At 27.8% G+C, this 16,570-nt stretch carries 16 protein-coding genes; 6 read left to right on the top strand and 10 right to left on the bottom strand.

All coding sequences use genetic code 11. The annotated features are described in order from the left end of the window. Nucleotides 1–4 precede the first annotated feature (4 nt). Complete coding sequence (gene lpdA, locus CLV39_RS05475; protein ID WP_121923235.1) at nt 5–1,384, top strand: dihydrolipoyl dehydrogenase; 1,380 nt, start codon at nt 5–7, stop codon at nt 1,382–1,384. Here lpdA and CLV39_RS05470 read toward each other — a convergent pair. The 5 genes from CLV39_RS05470 to ahcY form a co-directional block, all read right to left on the bottom strand. Beyond that, nucleotides 1,376–1,810 (bottom strand): nucleotidyl cyclase domain-containing protein, encoded by a 435-nt coding sequence (locus tag CLV39_RS05470; RefSeq protein WP_121923234.1) that lies wholly within the window; start codon nt 1,808–1,810, stop codon nt 1,376–1,378. The two genes, lpdA and CLV39_RS05470, sit on opposite strands and share 9 nt — an antisense overlap. Continuing rightward, entirely contained in the window at nt 1,803–2,936 is a 1,134-nt protein-coding gene (gene metK, locus CLV39_RS05465; RefSeq protein WP_211325064.1) for a methionine adenosyltransferase, read from the bottom strand. Before metK ends, CLV39_RS05470 begins: the two co-directional genes overlap by 8 nt. Before the next feature lie 119 nt (nt 2,937–3,055). Then, nucleotides 3,056–4,729: a dihydroxy-acid dehydratase gene (ilvD, locus tag CLV39_RS05460; RefSeq protein WP_121923232.1), complete on the bottom strand. Its 1,674-nt coding sequence runs from the start codon at nt 4,727–4,729 to the stop codon at nt 3,056–3,058. A gap of 33 nt (nt 4,730–4,762) precedes the next feature. Next, nucleotides 4,763–4,996 (bottom strand): DUF465 domain-containing protein, encoded by a 234-nt coding sequence (locus CLV39_RS05455; RefSeq protein WP_121923231.1) that lies wholly within the window; start codon nt 4,994–4,996, stop codon nt 4,763–4,765. Between the two features lie 32 nt (nt 4,997–5,028). Beyond that, a complete protein-coding gene (gene ahcY, locus CLV39_RS05450) occupies nt 5,029–6,285 on the bottom strand; it encodes an adenosylhomocysteinase (RefSeq protein WP_121923230.1) in 1,257 nt (418 codons plus the stop codon). A 90-nt stretch (nt 6,286–6,375) separates the two neighbouring features. Here ahcY and hisS point away from each other — a divergent pair, with 90 nt between their 5' ends. Genes hisS through proB form a run of 3 tightly spaced genes read left to right on the top strand, consistent with a single transcriptional unit; the run spans nt 6,376 to nt 9,815 of the window. Next, nucleotides 6,376–7,605: a histidine--tRNA ligase gene (gene hisS / locus CLV39_RS05445; RefSeq protein WP_121923229.1), complete on the top strand. Its 1,230-nt coding sequence runs from the start codon at nt 6,376–6,378 to the stop codon at nt 7,603–7,605. A gap of 59 nt (nt 7,606–7,664) precedes the next feature. Beyond that, nucleotides 7,665–8,690, top strand: a complete 1,026-nt coding sequence (gene amrS / locus CLV39_RS05440; protein ID WP_121923228.1) for an AmmeMemoRadiSam system radical SAM enzyme — start codon at nt 7,665–7,667, stop codon at nt 8,688–8,690. Between the two features lie 48 nt (nt 8,691–8,738). Further along, entirely contained in the window at nt 8,739–9,815 is a 1,077-nt protein-coding gene (gene proB / locus CLV39_RS05435; protein WP_121923227.1) for a glutamate 5-kinase, read from the top strand. On the opposite strand, the gene CLV39_RS05430 is transcribed toward proB, so the two are convergent. Genes CLV39_RS05430 through CLV39_RS08740 form a run of 3 tightly spaced genes read right to left on the bottom strand, consistent with a single transcriptional unit; the run spans nt 9,812 to nt 13,821 of the window. Beyond that, a complete protein-coding gene (locus CLV39_RS05430; RefSeq protein WP_121923226.1) occupies nt 9,812–12,535 on the bottom strand; it encodes a carbohydrate porin in 2,724 nt (907 codons plus the stop codon). The genes proB and CLV39_RS05430 overlap by 4 nt on opposite strands. 14 nt (nt 12,536–12,549) lie before the next feature. After that, entirely contained in the window at nt 12,550–13,350 is an 801-nt protein-coding gene (locus tag CLV39_RS08745) for a hypothetical protein (RefSeq protein WP_245960323.1), read from the bottom strand. A gap of 21 nt (nt 13,351–13,371) precedes the next feature. Further along, entirely contained in the window at nt 13,372–13,821 is a 450-nt protein-coding gene (locus tag CLV39_RS08740) for a hypothetical protein (protein WP_245960322.1), read from the bottom strand. Nucleotides 13,822–13,981: 160 nt separating this feature from the next. Here CLV39_RS08740 and CLV39_RS05420 point away from each other — a divergent pair, with 160 nt between their 5' ends. Both CLV39_RS05420 and CLV39_RS05410 read left to right on the top strand, forming a co-directional pair. After that, nucleotides 13,982–14,395 carry a hypothetical protein gene (locus CLV39_RS05420; RefSeq protein ID WP_121923225.1) on the top strand — a complete coding sequence of 138 codons (414 nt, stop codon included), beginning with the start codon at nt 13,982–13,984 and terminating at the stop codon, nt 14,393–14,395. 581 nt (nt 14,396–14,976) lie between these two features. After that, nucleotides 14,977–15,423, top strand: a complete 447-nt coding sequence (locus CLV39_RS05410; RefSeq protein WP_121923223.1) for a hypothetical protein — start codon at nt 14,977–14,979, stop codon at nt 15,421–15,423. On the opposite strand, the gene CLV39_RS05405 is transcribed toward CLV39_RS05410, so the two are convergent. Beyond that, nucleotides 15,388–16,308 carry an FAD:protein FMN transferase gene (locus CLV39_RS05405; protein WP_121923222.1) on the bottom strand — a complete coding sequence of 307 codons (921 nt, stop codon included), beginning with the start codon at nt 16,306–16,308 and terminating at the stop codon, nt 15,388–15,390. The genes CLV39_RS05410 and CLV39_RS05405 overlap by 36 nt on opposite strands. Then, nucleotides 16,298–16,468: a hypothetical protein gene (locus CLV39_RS08600; RefSeq protein WP_170145610.1), complete on the bottom strand. Its 171-nt coding sequence runs from the start codon at nt 16,466–16,468 to the stop codon at nt 16,298–16,300. Before CLV39_RS08600 ends, CLV39_RS05405 begins: the two co-directional genes overlap by 11 nt. Nucleotides 16,469–16,570 lie beyond the last annotated feature (102 nt).

Here is a 16,570-nt window from a genome sequence, read left to right as displayed (position 1 = left end):
AAAAATGTACGATTTAATTATAATTGGGTTAGGACCTGGAGGATATGAAGCAGCATTAACGGCTTTAAGAAAAGGTTTAAAAATAGCTATTGTTGAAAAAGATAAACTTGGTGGAAACTGTTTAAATAGAGCTTGTATTCCTACTAAATATTTTTGGACAGGTGCTCATAATATTGAGAAATTAAATATTTTAAAAAATTATGGAATTAGTTTTAATGGGGAAGCAAATATTGATTACTCAATAGCATGGGAAAATAAAGAAAAAGCAATAGGATTTTTAAGAAAAAGCTTAGCTAATTTATTAAAAACTAAAAAAGTACCTGTATATAAAGGAAATGGTAGGATTATAGATAAAAATAAAGTGAAAATCACTAACAAAGATAATGCAGAAGAGATAATAGAAGGAAAAAATATAATAATATCTACAGGTTCTATTCCTTCTTCTGTAGGTAATATTGTTCCAGATGGCGAGTATATAATAACAACTGAAGATTATATGGATAATCTTAAAAGTTTACCTGAAAAAGTACTTGTAATAGGTGGTGGAGTAGCAGGATGTGAGCTTTCTTATATAATGAATAAATATGGTGTTAAAGTTTATATTGTAGAGCTTATGGATAGATTACTTCCTTCTAAAAATATATCTCCGGAAATATCCAAGTATTTACTAAGAAAGTTTAAGAAATTAGGAATTACCACTTTCTTTAATACAACTTTAGAAGATTATAAAATAAAAAATGAAAAAATAGAAGTAAAACTTTCTAATGGAGAAAGCTTAGAAGTAGACAAGATTTTATTGTCTGTAGGTAGAAAACCAAATAGTGATGTAGATGAGATAGGAATAGAGAAAGATGGAAAAGGTTTTATAAAAGTAAATGAATATCTTCAAACAAATTTTGAGAATATATATGCAGTTGGTGATGTAATAAATAGTCCAATGCTTGCCCATGTAGCTCAGTATGAAGCAAAAATAGCAATGGAAAATATTTTAAATAATAAAAAAGTATCTCCAGATTACTCGTTGATACCTTTTGCTACATTTACTGCTTATGAAATAGCTACAGTTGGATTAAATGAAGAGCAAGCAAAAGAAAAAGGAATAGATACTATTTCCGGATATTTTCCTTATACTTATAATGAAAAGGCAGTTGATGAAAGTCAGACTGAAGGATTTATAAGACTTATTTTTAATAAATCTGACAAAACAATAATTGGTGGTTATATTGTTGGATTAGGAGCATCTGAGCTAATTCATGAAATTTCTTTAATGATAAAAAACAGATTTACAGCAAAAGAAGTTCATGAATATATATATTTCCACCCTTCTTTAAGTGAGATTTTTGTATATGCTAGTTATGATATAGCAGTTGGTAAATTATTCTAAATCAAATTCTATAACTGGAATAAGCTTTTCATTCATAATATTTACTAATTTTGTAAATAGTTGATAAGGGGTATTGCCATCTTCTGGAAAAGAAGCGATACCTTCTATTATTTCAAAGTTAAAGTTCTTTTTAATTCTATCTATAACTTTTTTCGCTTCTTTTTGAGTTGTATCTGGAAAAAATAAAAATAGAAAATCCTCTTCTACAGGAGTTATAACATCTGATGATCTAATATCATCTTTAATTTTAAAAGCTATCTCATCTTTTAATGATTCATTATTTTCTACTTCTTTAACTAAATTTGGTGCATATAAGAAAGCTATCGAAAAATATTTTGGCTCTTTATATCTTTCATTTCTTCTAATTTCAATCTCTACAAGAGCTTTAAAAACATCAAAATCATAAATATTTAATTTTTCAGACATTTTTCAATCCCTCTAATATATTTTTATTTAATTGCTCCCATTCAAACTCTTCATCTTCTTTCCCAAAATGGCCATATATTGAACTTTTTTTATATATAGGTTTTCTTAATTTCAGATTTTCTATAATTCCAGCAGGAGATAAATCAAAAATCTCTTCTATTTTTTTGATTAAATTCTCTTTATCTATATCTTTGTTATCTATTTTAACATCTATAGATATAGGATAATCCATTCCTATAATATATACAAGTTCTATTTTACATTTATTACAAATTCCAGAAGCAACTATATGTTTTGCAATATATCTTGTCATATAAGATGCTGATCTATCTATTTTTGTAGGATCTTTACCTGAAAAAGCACTTCCTCCAGAAGGTACTGCTGTTCCATAAGCATCTGCTATAGTTTTTCTTCCTGTAAGCCCGGTATCTGCCATAGGCCCACCTATAATAAATCTTCCAAGAGGATTTATTATTATCTTTGTTTTATCATCTATTAAGTTTTCTGGAACTTCTTTTTTTATGACTTCCTCTATTATAGCCTCTTTTAATTGTTTTTCAGAAACATAAGGCTCATGCTGAACAAGAACTGTTAGGCTATCTACCCTTTTTGGTTGTCCATCTTCATATTCAACTACTGCAATAGCTTTACCATCTGGTCTAAAAAAATCTACAATATCTTCTTTCCTTAATGTATCTATTCTTTTTACTATGGAATTTGCTATATTACAAGCAATAGGCATATAATTTTTTGTCTCATTTGTAGCATAACCAACTACTATGCTTGTATCTCCAGCTTTACCTAAGGGTATTCCCATAGATATTTCAGGGCTTTGATCATTTATAGAGGTAATAACTCCTGCAGTATATCCATCAAACCCATATTCAGGTTTTATATAACCAATATCAATTAAAACATTCCTAGCTATATTTGGAATATCAACATAACTATCTGTAGATATTTCTCCAGAAACATATATAACACCAGTTGTTATTAATGTTTCAATTGCTGTTTTTGCATAAGGGTCTTTTTTTATAAGCTCGTCTAAAATAGCATCTGATATCTGATCAGCTATCTTGTCTGGATGCCCTTGACAAACTGCTTCAGCAGATTGTATTTCTCTCAATATCTCCTCCATAAAAAACTATTCAAACAAAAAGCATGCCAAGTTTGACATGCTTTATAAAAACTATATTTTTTTATTTTTAACACTTTTTGTCTTAATAGATAACAACTTTTGTCAATTTACGTACATTCATCAGTAAGTATAGCACCTGTATTTGCAGATGTAACAAGTTTAGAATATCTTCTAAGCCATTTACTTTTTATCTCTTTTCTTTTTGGTTTAAACTCTTTCATTCTTTTTTCAAATTCTTCATCTGATATTAAAAGCTCTATCTTTCTATTTGGTATATCTATAAGAATTTCATCTCCATCTTGGATTATTCCTATTGGTCCACCTGCTGCAGCTTCTGGAGAAATATGTCCTATACAAGCTCCCCTTGTAGCTCCTGAAAATCTTCCATCTGTAATAAGAGAAACTTTATCTCCAAGACCCATTCCCATAATTGCAGACGTTGGAGAAAGCATTTCTCTCATACCAGGGCCACCTTTAGGTCCTTCATATCTTATGACTACAACATGTCCTTCTTTTACTTTTCCTGAAGTAATACCTTCAATAGCCTCTTCTTCACTATCAAAACAGATAGCTTTACCTTTATGAACCATGATTTTAGGATCTACTGCTGCAGCTTTTACCACTCCACCATATGGAGCAATATTGCCAAACAAAACAGCTAAACCACCTTTTTCACTATAAGGATTATCAATAGGCCTTATTACATTTGGATCTTTTATTTCTGCATCTTTTATATTTTCTCCAAGAGTTTTTAATGTAACTGTTGGTCTATCAAGATGTAAAAGTCCTTTTTTAGAAAGTTCTTTTAATATAGCACTTATTCCGCCTGCTCTATCTAAATCTTCTATATGATAATTAGATGCAGGCGCAAGTTTACATAAAGTTGGTGTTCTTTCTGATATTTCATCTATTTTAGATATATCAAAATCTAAACCTGCTTCATTTGCAATTGCAAGTAAATGTAAGACTGTATTTGTAGAACCACCCATTGCAATATCAAGAGTAAATGCATTTTCTATAGTTTCTTCATTTACTATATCTTTAAATTTTAAATCTGCTTCTATAAGTTTTATAATCTGTCTACCTGCTTGTTTTGCAAGTTCTTTTCTTCTTGGATCAACTGCTAAAATACTTCCATTTCCTGGTAGAGCTACACCTAAAGCTTCCATTAGACAGTTCATAGAGTTTGCAGTAAACATTCCAGAACAAGAACCACAAGTTGGACAAGCATTTTGCTCTATTACTTGAAGTTGTTTTTCATCAATTATTCCTTTTTTATAAGAACCTACTGCTTCAAAAGCTGTTGCAAGGTCTATGGCTTTTCCATCAGGTGTATGGCCTGCTGCCATAGCTCCACCGGAAACAAATATAGTTGGAATATTAAGTCTTGCAGCAGCCATTAACATTCCTGGAACGATTTTATCACAGTTAGGAATACATACTAAACCATCAAGTTTGTGAGCTTCAACAACGGTTTCTACACTATCTGCTATAAGTTCTCTACTTGGAAGAGAGTAATGCATTCCAGAGTGTCCCATTGCTATTCCATCATCAACACCTATTACATTAAACTCAAATGGAACTCCACCTGCTTCTCTTATTGCTTCTTTAACATATTGTGCAAACTCCCTTAGATGAACATGGCCAGGAACTATATCTATATAAGAATTAGCTACTCCTATAAATGGTTTTCCAAAATCTTCTTCTGAAAGACCACAAGCTCTAAATAAACTTCTATGAGGAGCTCTTTCTACTCCTTTTTTTACTATATCACTTCTCAATATTACTTCTCCTTTCAAAAGGTTTTTTATATTTTATGCTGCTTTTCCTTCTTTTTCCATAAATTCTTTTATTTTAGTTTCCATTAAATCTTTTAAATATAGTTTTCTTCTTTTTAATTTCTCTTCTTCTGCTTCAAGTTCAGGATCAGGTGGAAAATGCTTATCAAGTTTATGAACTTTCCATTTTAACTCTTCATGTTCTTCATACCATTCTTTAAATTCTGGATCTGTTTCTAATAATTTTTTTATAGCCTCTTCTCTTGTCATCTTAAATACCTCCATTTAAGTTTTTTATAAATCTAAGTACCATGTTGCCAACTGGCAAGATACTCTTTTTGCTGTTGTGTTAGTTCATCTATTTTAATTCCCATTGTATTTAGTTTTAATCTTGCAACTTCAAAATCCAGTTCGTCAGGAACTTTATAAACTTTTGGTTCTAAATTCCCTTTATTTTTTACAAGATATTCAGCAGATAAAGCTTGATTTGCAAAAGACATATCCATAACTTGAGCAGGGTGTCCTTCAGCAGCTGCAAGATTTACAAGTCTTCCTTCTGCAAGTATATAAATTTTTCTTCCATCTTCCAAGGTATATTCATCTACATAATCTCTAATTTTCCTTTTATTTACTACCATTTCTTCTAAAGCTTTTATATTTATTTCTACATCAAAGTGTCCTGAGTTAGAAACAATACATCCATCTTTCATATTTTCAAAATGATGTTTATCTACAACATTTATATTTCCTGTTACTGTAACAATAAAATCTGCTTGTTTTACTGCTTCAATCATTGGCATTACTCTAAATCCATCCATTCTTGCTTCTAATGCTTTTAAAGGATCAACTTCTGTTACTATTACATCTGCTCCCATTCCTTTAGCTCTCATTGCTACACCTTTTCCACACCAACCATAACCTGCCACAACAAATGTGGAACCTGCTAAAAGTCTATTTGTTGCTCTTAATATTCCATCTATTGTAGATTGACCTGTTCCATATCTATTATCAAATAGATGTTTTGTGTAAGCATCATTTACTGCAATTACAGGGAATTTTAAAACTCCATCTTTCTCCATTGCTTTAAATCTTATTACACCTGTTGTTGTTTCTTCTGTTCCACCTATTACATTTGGTATTAAATCTTGTCTTTCTTGGTGTAATGTAGATATTAAATCTCCACCATCGTCCATTGTAATATTTGGTTTTTTATCAAGTACAGTATAAAGATGTTTATAATATGTATCTCTATCTTCTCCATGAATTGCAAATACTGGAATATTAAATTCTTTTACAAGAGCAGCTGCTACATCATCTTGGGTGGAAAGTGGATTTGATGCTGTTAAATAAACATCTGCCCCACCTGCTTTTAAAGTAATCATTAAATTTGCTGTCTCTGTTGTAACATGGAGACATGCACTTATAGTTATTCCTTTTAAAGGTTTTTCTTTTTCAAATCTTTCTCTTATCTGCCTTAAAACAGGCATATCTTTTTCTGCCCACTCAATTCTAAGTTTTCCTTTTTCTGCTAAAGAAATATCTTTTACATCAAAATCCATATTTATACCTCTTTTATATTTTCTTAAGGAAAATTATACAATAATGTTAAAATTTTAATTAATTTTAAGACTTTCTTAAGGAGGTATCTTTTGTCAAAAATAAAAAAAATAAGAGGTTTTCAAGATATTTATGGAGAAAATGCAAAAAAATATAGATATATTGTAGAAACTGCAAGAAAGATATTTGAAAAATATAATTTTGAAGAAATTATACTTCCATTTGTAGAAGATATATCCCTATTTGTTCGCTCAGTTGGAGAAGAAACAGACATAGTCCAAAAAGAGATGTATGTTTTTACAGATAGAGGTGGAAGACAAGTAGCCCTAAGACCAGAAGGAACTGCATCTACAGTAAGAGCATATATAGAAGAAAAAATGTATGCAGAAGGAGGATATAAAAAGCTATTTTATGAAGGTGCAATGTTTAGATATGAAAGACCACAAGCAGGAAGATATAGACAATTTCATCAAATAGGAGCAGAAATATTTGGAATATCATCACCTTTAGCAGATGCACAGCTTATAAAAATGGTAAAAGATATACTAGATAGTTTAAATATTCAAACAACCCTTGAAATAAATACCTTAGGAAGTTTTGAAGATAGAAAAAATTATATAAAAGCATTAAAAGAATATCTAAACAAATATAAAGAAAATCTATGTGAAACATGTAATGTAAGGATAGAAACAAATCCTTTAAGAGTTTTAGATTGTAAAGTAGAAAGTTGTAAAGATATTACAAAAGAAGCACCAAAAATAACAGATTTTATTTCAGAAGAAAGCTTAACAAGATTTGAAAAAATAAAAGATTATCTAAAAGCCTTAAATGTACCATTTGTAGAAAATCCAAGACTTGTAAGAGGTCTTGATTATTATACAGATACAGTATTTGAGTTTACTACAGACAAACTTGGAGCTCAAAACACAGTAGCCGCAGGAGGAAGATATGACAAATTAGTAGAACAACTTGGAGGACCTGCTACTCCAGCATTAGGATTTGCTGCTGGAATAGAAAGATTAATGCTTTTAGTAGAAAATCTACCTACGGAAAAACCTTTAATATCTGTAATATCTATTGCAGATGAATTTAATATAGAAGCCTTAAAACTTGCAGATGCACTTAGGAAAAAAGAATTAAAAGTAGAAAATATAATGAAAGAAGGAAGTCTAAAATCAAAAATGAAACTTGCAAATAAAATAGGTTCTAAATATGTAATATTTGTAAGCGAAAAATATGAACTGAAAAATATGGAAACCGGAGAGCAGGAAATATTTGAAAATAAAGAAGATTTAATAGATATTTTAAAAGATAAATTTTAGTATTGCATTATAAAATTTTATCCATATATTAACCCCAAAGAAAACTTGGGGGTTTTTAAATGAAAGCTTTAGCTTGGATGTCAGAAAAAAAAGAAAATGGAAAAGTTTTATGTAAAGCATGCAACCAAAGATGTGTTTTAGACAAAGGAGAACTTGGAGTTTGTGGAATAAGAAAAGTTGAAGAAGATGGGAATTTATATTTAACAACATATGGTCTTGCAGCAGCTTATAATATTGATCCTATAGAAAAAAAACCTTTATACCATTTTTTACCAAATACTCCAATTTTTTCCCTTGGAACAGTTGGATGTAATATGAGATGTAGTTTCTGTCAAAATGCAGACATTTCTCAATATCCTCAAGAGCATAATGGAGAAGTTTTTGGAGCAAATTTGATGCCAGAAACAATAGTTAATTTCTGCGTAGAGAATAATATTCCATCTATTGCATACACATATAATGAGCCTGTAGTTTTCTTTGAATATGCTTATGATATTATGAAACTTGCTAAGGAAAATGGTATCAGAAATGTTTTTGTATCTTCAGGATATGAAACAAAAGAAGCATTAGAAACTTTAGCACCTTACCTTGACGCAATGAATATAGATTTAAAAGCTTTTAATGATAAATTTTATAGAGAAATTGTTGGAGCAAGATTAAAACCTGTATTAAAGACTATAGAACATGCAAAAGAACTTGGTATATGGGTAGAATTAACAACTCTTATTATTCCTGGACATAATGATGATGAAAAAGAGTTAAAAGAAGCAGCAAAATGGATAGCATCCTTAGATAAGGATATACCATGGCATCTTTCAAGATTTTTCCCTGCATGGAAGATGAAAGATGTACCACCAACACCAATAGAAACTATTAAAAAAGCTTATGAATTGGGAAAAGAAGCAGGATTAAATTATGTATATGTTGGAAATTTTGATGATGAAGATAGAGAATCTACCTACTGTCCAAATTGTGGATTTAGAGTAATTGATAGAAGAGGACATTTAGGTCAGTTTGTAATTAATCATTTAGAAGATGGAAAATGTCCTAAATGTAAAACTGAGATAGCAGGAGTTTGGGCTTAATTTGATTAATTTTGACAGACTTCTGCTTTTTAGTTTATCATTTTTTATATGAGGAATTTTTTAAAAGATAAAAAAAGAATTGTTATAAAAATAGGTTCCCAGTTATTAGAAAAAAATAATGATATAGACAAAGATTTTATTGAAAATTTAGCCAAACAGATAAAAGATTTAAAAAAAGAAGATAAAGATATAATCTTAGTATCTTCAGGTGCTGTTTTAGCAGGTATAAAAAAATTAAATTTAAAAAAAAGACCTTCTACTATTACAGAAAAACAAGCAATTTCTGCTGTTGGACAAGCTTATTTAATTCAGCTTTATGATAAGATTTTCTCAAAATATAATTTAACTATAGCCCAAATCTTACTTACTACCGAAGGATTAAAAGAAAGAAAAAGATATAATTATGCAAGAAATACTATAAATAAACTTTTAGAACTAAATGTAATTCCTATAATAAATGAAAATGATACTGTTGCTATTGAAGAAATAGTTTTTGGAGATAATGATTTTTTGGCAGCACATGTTTCTATATTAGCAAATGCAGAACTTTTAATAATTCTTTCTACAGCAGGGGGCGTTTACACTTCTGATCCGAGCTTTGAAAATGCAACTCTTTTAAAAGAAATAAAGGATATAGAAGAAGCTTTGAATTTTGCTAAAGCTTCAAAATCAAAATATGGAACAGGTGGAATGAGAAGTAAGTTAGAAGCATCTGAAATAGCAGTAAGTCATGGAATACCTGTTGTAATTGCTCCTAAGAAAGAAAATATTATTTTAGATATTATAAATGGAAAAGATATAGGAACTCTTATTTATCCAAAAGATAAAAAATATAAAGGTAAAAAAAGCTGGTTAGCTCTTTTATCAGAACCAAAAGGGAAATTAATAATAGATGAAGGAGCTGAAAAGGCTTTATTAAATGGAAAAAGTCTTCTTCCTGCAGGAATAAAATATGTAGAAGGATATTTTTCAAAGAAAAATGTTGTAGCAATTGCAAATTTAGAAGGAAAAATAATAGGAAAAGGTATAATAAATTATTCATCTAATGAACTTCAAAAGATATTAAACAAAAAAGAGAAAAAAGAGGCTATCCATAGAGATAACCTTGTTATATTTGAAGATTAAAAATTTAATTGACCTCTCATTCCTAAAACATAAATAGTATCACTATTAGAGTCTCCATAAGGATTCCATATTATTTGTAAATCTGGTGATAAATTTAGATGTTTATTAAGTTGAAAATTATAGTAAGCTTCTAAATGATTTTCTGATTCAAGTTTTTGATTAACTGAATTTTTGAAATCATTAGAAGGGATTAATTGTCCAAAGCCTATTCCAAAAGTATCATTTTCTCTTTTCCATAAATTACCATTTATTTGGAAACCAATACTCCAAAAATGTTCAATATTGAAACCATTATCTTCTATATAAACTTTTGGGTTTTGCCAGCTATATCTGAAAAATATTCCTATAATATCAGTTATCTCTTGGTCAAAACTTACTCCAAAACCATAATTTTTTTCATTTGTTTTTAAAGGATTATTCCATTTGGTATGTTTAGAAGTATTTACCCAAATATAAAATCTATAATTTCCAGATTTATTAAAAATTTTTGTTTTAAATTTAAACTGATTAGCAATAAACATATCATCAAATATATCTTCTAAATTACTTTTAGCTGACATAGATAAAAAGTCTATATCTAAAAAATTTAATAGACTTAACTGAAAATTTGCTCCAATAGAAGATGAAGGAAAATCTATAGCAGGAGAATTTACAAATATATCTGATAAAAATTGGATAGTTTCATCATTTGCATATTCATTATCATCTATATAACAGGTAGGATCAAGTTGTCCAACTGTTAATTTTAAAGGAAAATTTTGAAAATTATATTCATACCAACCTTCAACTAAATAAAGACTTTCTTCACCTGTAGCATCAGCATTTACATTACCAAATAGTTGTAATTCATCAGTAACTCCTGTTCCGTTACCATGTTCAAAATATAAATATACTTTATCATTTTTAGAAAACTCTTTTCCAATCTCTAAATCTATAGAATAGGAACCATCAGTTATGCTTTTTTTAGATTGATCATTATTAACGTTGTTTGCATTTTGGATGATGAAAGTAGTTCTAACATTTATTAAAAGTTCTTTTAATTCTTCTATTTTTTGAGAAGTTGTTTTTTTACAATTATCATTTGATTGATCATAAGTATCATATCCTAAAATTCTACATATACCTTCTTTATTACTTCTAAAATGATCTATACCATTTGTCATTGTAAAGTATAGTTGGTATTCTCCATAATCCTTTGGATCATACTTACCTGCAATTTTACCAAGATATACTGAAGCATTTTCATCTTCTATCTGATTAAGTTTTTCAGCCCAATATTTTATATCTTTTACATCTTTATTATATCCATAATCTGTATCTTTCCAACCAGTACTACCAGTTAATTTTCTCCAATATGTGAAAGTACTATCAACTGTACCACTTATAGCACCATGACAAGCCATACAAAATGCCATTTCTTCTTCTGATTGAGGTCTTAATTTCCCATCTTTATCTTCTATCCATCCACCCATTAACCATGTTTCTGGATCATTTGGCATTAAGCCATTATCATAAGGAAAGTAATCTATATTTTCCTCTTCCTCTTCTCCTCCAACATTTATATCAGGCATAGCTAATTTTTTCATATACCTGAACTCTTTTAGATGTCCTGTTTTTGCTGCTAAATCAGGTCTACTTTCCCAGTCTGGATCAATATAATAAATAGGATGTGCAAGTTCTGTTCCTACAGGATAAAGTCCAACTTTAGTTCCATCTGATTTTATTTGCCATACATCAATATTAGAAGCATCTCCCATATACTTATTTGGTACTTGATTAAATATGATTGTACTATTTGTAGTTGTATAATTAATTCCATATCTGTCTAATAAATTTGTATCTAAAGGTTCTACTTCACAATTTTCTGTTAACTGTTTTACAGCACACTCAAGTATTGCCAAATTTATTTTATAAATTTCTTTATTATATTGTCCATTTTCTTTCCTAAATACTTCAGGAAGTCTTATCATAGCAGAATCAAGTCTTCCATTTGTAGGGAAAAATCCTGGAAAGTGTTTCCAATCATAAGCTCTCCACCATGTGTTTGTATTGTTAGTGTGTTCATTTTCTGAAGAGTATATAAAGCCTTCATTATCTATATAGTTTGTTTTTACAAATCTGTTATTGTTTGAGTCCCATTTATAGAGAGGTGGTATATCTAATTTGTATTTTCCAAGACCAAAAGGATTATCGCTACCAATATAAACTTCATTATTATAAGCATCTTCCCAGTTATTCTGTTTTATCCAATCATCAATTTTAATAATTTTATTTTCTTTATTATCTTTTACTTGATTATTTATTTCATCAAGTTCTGTCCATTTTTTTCCATTAGATAAAGGTTTTTCAATTGTTTTTTCAGGTGCTACTGCATTCAGCCATGGATTATCATTTGCAGGGAATCTAAGCCAGTTAATCTGATTTTCCCAATCCCCTGCATTATCTACTGGTGTATTTCCTGCATTATGACATACATAGCAAGGATTAGCAAAAGCTTCTCCTGTTTTTGCTTTACCTGTATCTGTATAACATTCTAATGGTATGTATGCAGTTGGATTTTTATATTTACTAAACCATGGAAAACCTGCTACTAATTTAGCAGGCTTTACCTCATTTTCATCATACTCTCCAACTGGATCAGATATATTAGCTCCTCCAATATTACATCCATATAAGAAGGCTGAAGAGATAATTCCAGTTAAAACTAATTTATATTTCATTTTTGTACCTCCAGTTAGGATATGAAACCAACTCCAAGTTCAAACACATCAGCTTCATCTTCTTTTTTATTGTCTCTAAACTGATAATCTGCTTTTAGGATTATATTTGGATGAGGTTTAAAATTAAAACCTATAATCCATATAATTTTATCATTAGATTTGTCTGCTGAAAATCCTGAAGGTACTTTTTCTTGAGTATTATATTTTTCATATCTTGCAAAAATAGGTAATGCAAAATTTGATTCTTTATTAATTAGTTGGTAAACATCATAAGCAACATTAATATAATACCCATAAGCTTCTTTCCCTATAACTTCACTATTTATCGAGGAAATTTTATCTGCATCATCTAAATAACCTTTAACATATAAACCTGTTAGTTCTAACCCTTGCCAGTTATATTTAAGGTGTGCCTCATAAAGACTGACAGTTCCATCAATTTTATTTCCTGATGCATCTAATTCTCCTTGTCCAGAATTTCCTCTATATACAGAACCACCTACTAAAAGACCTTCTATACCTGTATAATCAAATCTACCAACAACTGCAAAATCTTCAGCTAATGCTTTGGCTCCTGCTTGTCTTCCTCCTCTTATCCAGCTACCAGAAGAAAAACCAATTTCTCCAGATTTTACTGCTCTTAAACCATTAACTATTCCAGCATAATATGTAAATGTATCGGTATTACTAAATATCATTATTCCATTTTCATTCCATGTTGATGGAATTATTTTTGTTTCTACTTCTGGTCTATTTACAGAATTAAAAAATATAGGCTCATGCATTAAGTTTGTAATTCCAACAGGAATTAACATATTACCTATTCTTATATTTGCTCATTTATTTAGAAGGAAATCAATATATGCAAATTCTACAGCAACCTCTCCTCCCCTTTCTGGATTTGCACCATGTTCAAACTCTATTTCTGCATTAAGTACTATATTATCTGTAAATTTGTATCCAATATATGGAATAAACCTATATAAATCTGTAGTATCTTTTTTATCTTTTTCCCAGTTTTGATAAATTATCTCTCCATATCCACCTATAGATAAACCTTTTGGTGAAAAATAAACCTTAGAAGCTGCATATCCCAGACCTGCAAACTGTTTTTGTCTAAGTTCAGGTATAGCCACTTGCTGCTTTAGATTAGCTATTTCATCAATTAACTGCTGATTTTGTTCCTCAAGTGTTTTTAATTTTTGTTTTATAGTATCTAATTCAGAATCAGCAAATACTCCAGCAGTTAATCCTGTAGTTAAAGCCAATACTGCAAGTTTTTTCATTTTGTCTCCTCTTAATATTATTATTGAGAATAAATCTCAATTTCAAAATTTTGATAAAATAGTAAATGAAAAATTAAAAAAGTTTTATGATTTGATAGTTAGTTTTGTCATATTTTTGTAAATTAGTTTTATTAAACTATTAAAAAAAAGAGGTAAGAAAATGAAGAAAATATTTTTATTTTTAACAGTTTTATTTAATATCTCATATGCAGGTTTATTAATAATGCCTAAAGAAGTTTTAAAGGAAAATTTTCCAAATGCAAAATATGAAAAGAAAAATATACTTTTATTATCTTCTCAAAAGAAAAAAATAGAGAAATTATCAGGAAAAAAATTAAATTCAAATATTTTTACAACATATATTGTTAAAAAAGATAATAAGATTATAGGTTATGCTATACTTCATTCTCACAAAGTAAGAACCAAAAATGAGGTAATTTTAATATCTTTTGATAAAGATTGTAAAGTAAAAGATGTAGAGATAATAGCATTTTATGAACCTCCTGAATATATGTTAAATAAAAACTGGTTAAATTTATTAAAGGATAAAGATAAAAAAATCCACCATATTTAAAAAGAAATATTCCAAATGCTACAGGTGCGACTCTTTCTTCAAGAGCTACTGCTGATGCAGTAAGAGAATCTATATATATATGTGAAATTGCTTTAAAGGATAAAATAAAATGAGATTTGTAGTTCAACATAAAAAAGCAAATTATATTAATTTTTTAGTAGTTCTATTTAGCTTAGGACTTTATTTTTTTGTTTTTTCTTTTTAGGATATAAATATTTATCTAAGGAATTTTTTCCTACTCAAATAATATTATCTTTAAAAGGAAATCCTGATATATTTTTGGAACCTAAGGATTTAGTTTCTATAATAGAAAATCTTCATATAGAGTCTTTTTTGCTGATTGTTTTCTTTTTAACAATTTTTTCTATATTAATAAGGACAAATATAAAAAATAGTTTAAAGTTAATCTTTATATTTCTTGGGTTTTTATCTGTATTTATTTATATATCTTCTATTTTTGCTATTAGATATTTATCTGATTTTTTTTCTTATATTTATTTTATCTCTTTAATAACTATTTTTGTTATAGGCATAGTTGTAAATTCTTTAAATTTAGTATGTTTTCTAACAGGTAAGATTAAATGAAAATTGTAAAAATTACTATAGCTTTATTTATAATTCTTTTCATTTTTCAGATTTTAACAGGAATATTTTTATTTTATGAAAAGTATGGATTTACTGTAAGTTATATATCTAATCATATTCTTGGAAATCCTGATAAATTTATAAATCCAAAAACAGTTTTAGGGCTTATTGAGATAGTAATGCCTCATTTTTTTGCAATATTTTTAGTTATTTTTATTATTTCTCACTTATTATACTTTTTTAAAATAAAGATTTATCATTTTATACTATCTGGAATTACTTTTTTAGCAGGATTTTTAGATATTATTTCTAATTTTTTAATTTTAAAAATATCTTCCTCCTTTGCTTATTTAAAAATCTTTTCTTTTTTAACCTTTGAATTTGGAATTTTTTTGATGATATTTATTTTATTTTTCAATATTATTAGTAAACTCAACCATTGATTTAAATTTTTTATTAATTAGAATTTCACCATTAATTTTTATTATAAAATATCCAATTTTATTTTCTTCTAAAAATTTTATAGCTAACTTTTCTGGCATAACAGATACTGCCGTTGTATAAGCATCAAGATATGTATTGTTTTTTATCCCTATTAAAGTTATAGAAGCAAAATTTTTTTCAGATTTTTTTGTTTTAGGATTTATTAAATGATTGTTTTCTTTTGTCTTTATATATCTTTCATAATTTCCACTTGTTGATATTGATGTATTTTTATATTTTGTTTTAAAGCATTTTATAAATCCTTCTTTAAAAGGATTTTTTATACATATATTACATATATCAAAACATCTTATATCTCCACTTAACTTTATAATAGCTTTTTTTACTTTCTTTTTTTCTAAAAAATTTGAAATTTTATCAATGGCATATCCTTTACCAATTGCCCCAAAATCTAAACTTATATTATTTAAAAGGTATATATATCCATCTTTTATTTTTATATTTTCTATTCCTATTGTATATTTTTGATTTTTATTTTCTTTTATATAGAAACTTCCATATTTCTTTGTTAAATTTCCTAAGGATATATCAAAATATCCATATGTTTTTTTATTTATCTGAAGAGAAATATTTAAAAGTTTTAGGAACTCTTTATCTATTTTTGCTTTTTTATGTTTATTTAATTTATATAAATAGCTTTTTGGATTATATTTTGAAAATTTTAAATCTACCTGTTTAATAATATTAAAAGAAGGTTTAAATAAATATTTATTTTCTTTTGGTAAATTAATGGAAACATAAGTTCCCATTAAATATTTTGTTCTTTCTATAGAAAAAGCAAAAGAAACAGAGATAAGAATTATTAATAAAACTTTATTTATCAATCTTAATTTCAGACTCTTTAATCTTTTCAAGCATTAAAAGAACTTTATAATATGTTTCAAATATTTTTATCCTTTCTTCAGGATTCCTTGTTTTTTCAAGGATATTTAAAAATTCAAAAGAAATATTTTCTACTTCTGAATTAATCTCTTTAACTGACATTTTTTCACCTCTTGACAAATTTTTGAGATTAAATCTCAATTTCAATCAGTATTATAAAAATAGATATAGTATGAGAATATGATATAAGTCATTATATTTTGA

The organism is Hydrogenothermus marinus, from assembly GCF_003688665.1.
In the GTDB taxonomy this organism is placed as follows: Bacteria; Aquificota; Aquificia; order Aquificales; family Hydrogenothermaceae; genus Hydrogenothermus; species Hydrogenothermus marinus.
The sequence above is the reverse complement of the archived record's forward strand: the minus strand, read 5'-3'. Positions and strand labels throughout refer to the sequence as shown.

Coding starts and splice junctions, on each gene's coding strand:
- lpdA (WP_121923235.1), top strand. CDS start 5: ATGTACGATTTAATTATAATTGGGTTAGGACCTGGAGGATATGAAGCA.
- CLV39_RS05470 (WP_121923234.1), bottom strand. CDS start 1,810: ATGTCTGAAAAATTAAATATTTATGATTTTGATGTTTTTAAAGCTCTT.
- CLV39_RS05455 (WP_121923231.1), bottom strand. CDS start 4,996: ATGACAAGAGAAGAGGCTATAAAAAAATTATTAGAAACAGATCCAGAA.
- ahcY (WP_121923230.1), bottom strand. CDS start 6,285: ATGGATTTTGATGTAAAAGATATTTCTTTAGCAGAAAAAGGAAAACTT.
- amrS (WP_121923228.1), top strand. CDS start 7,665: ATGAAAGCTTTAGCTTGGATGTCAGAAAAAAAAGAAAATGGAAAAGTT.
- proB (WP_121923227.1), top strand. CDS start 8,739: ATGAGGAATTTTTTAAAAGATAAAAAAAGAATTGTTATAAAAATAGGT.
- CLV39_RS05430 (WP_121923226.1), bottom strand. CDS start 12,535: ATGAAATATAAATTAGTTTTAACTGGAATTATCTCTTCAGCCTTCTTA.
- CLV39_RS08745 (WP_245960323.1), bottom strand. CDS start 13,350: ATGTTAATTCCTGTTGGAATTACAAACTTAATGCATGAGCCTATATTT.
- CLV39_RS08740 (WP_245960322.1), bottom strand. CDS start 13,821: ATGAAAAAACTTGCAGTATTGGCTTTAACTACAGGATTAACTGCTGGA.
- CLV39_RS05420 (WP_121923225.1), top strand. CDS start 13,982: ATGAAGAAAATATTTTTATTTTTAACAGTTTTATTTAATATCTCATAT.
- CLV39_RS05410 (WP_121923223.1), top strand. CDS start 14,977: ATGAAAATTGTAAAAATTACTATAGCTTTATTTATAATTCTTTTCATT.
- CLV39_RS08600 (WP_170145610.1), bottom strand. CDS start 16,468: ATGTCAGTTAAAGAGATTAATTCAGAAGTAGAAAATATTTCTTTTGAA.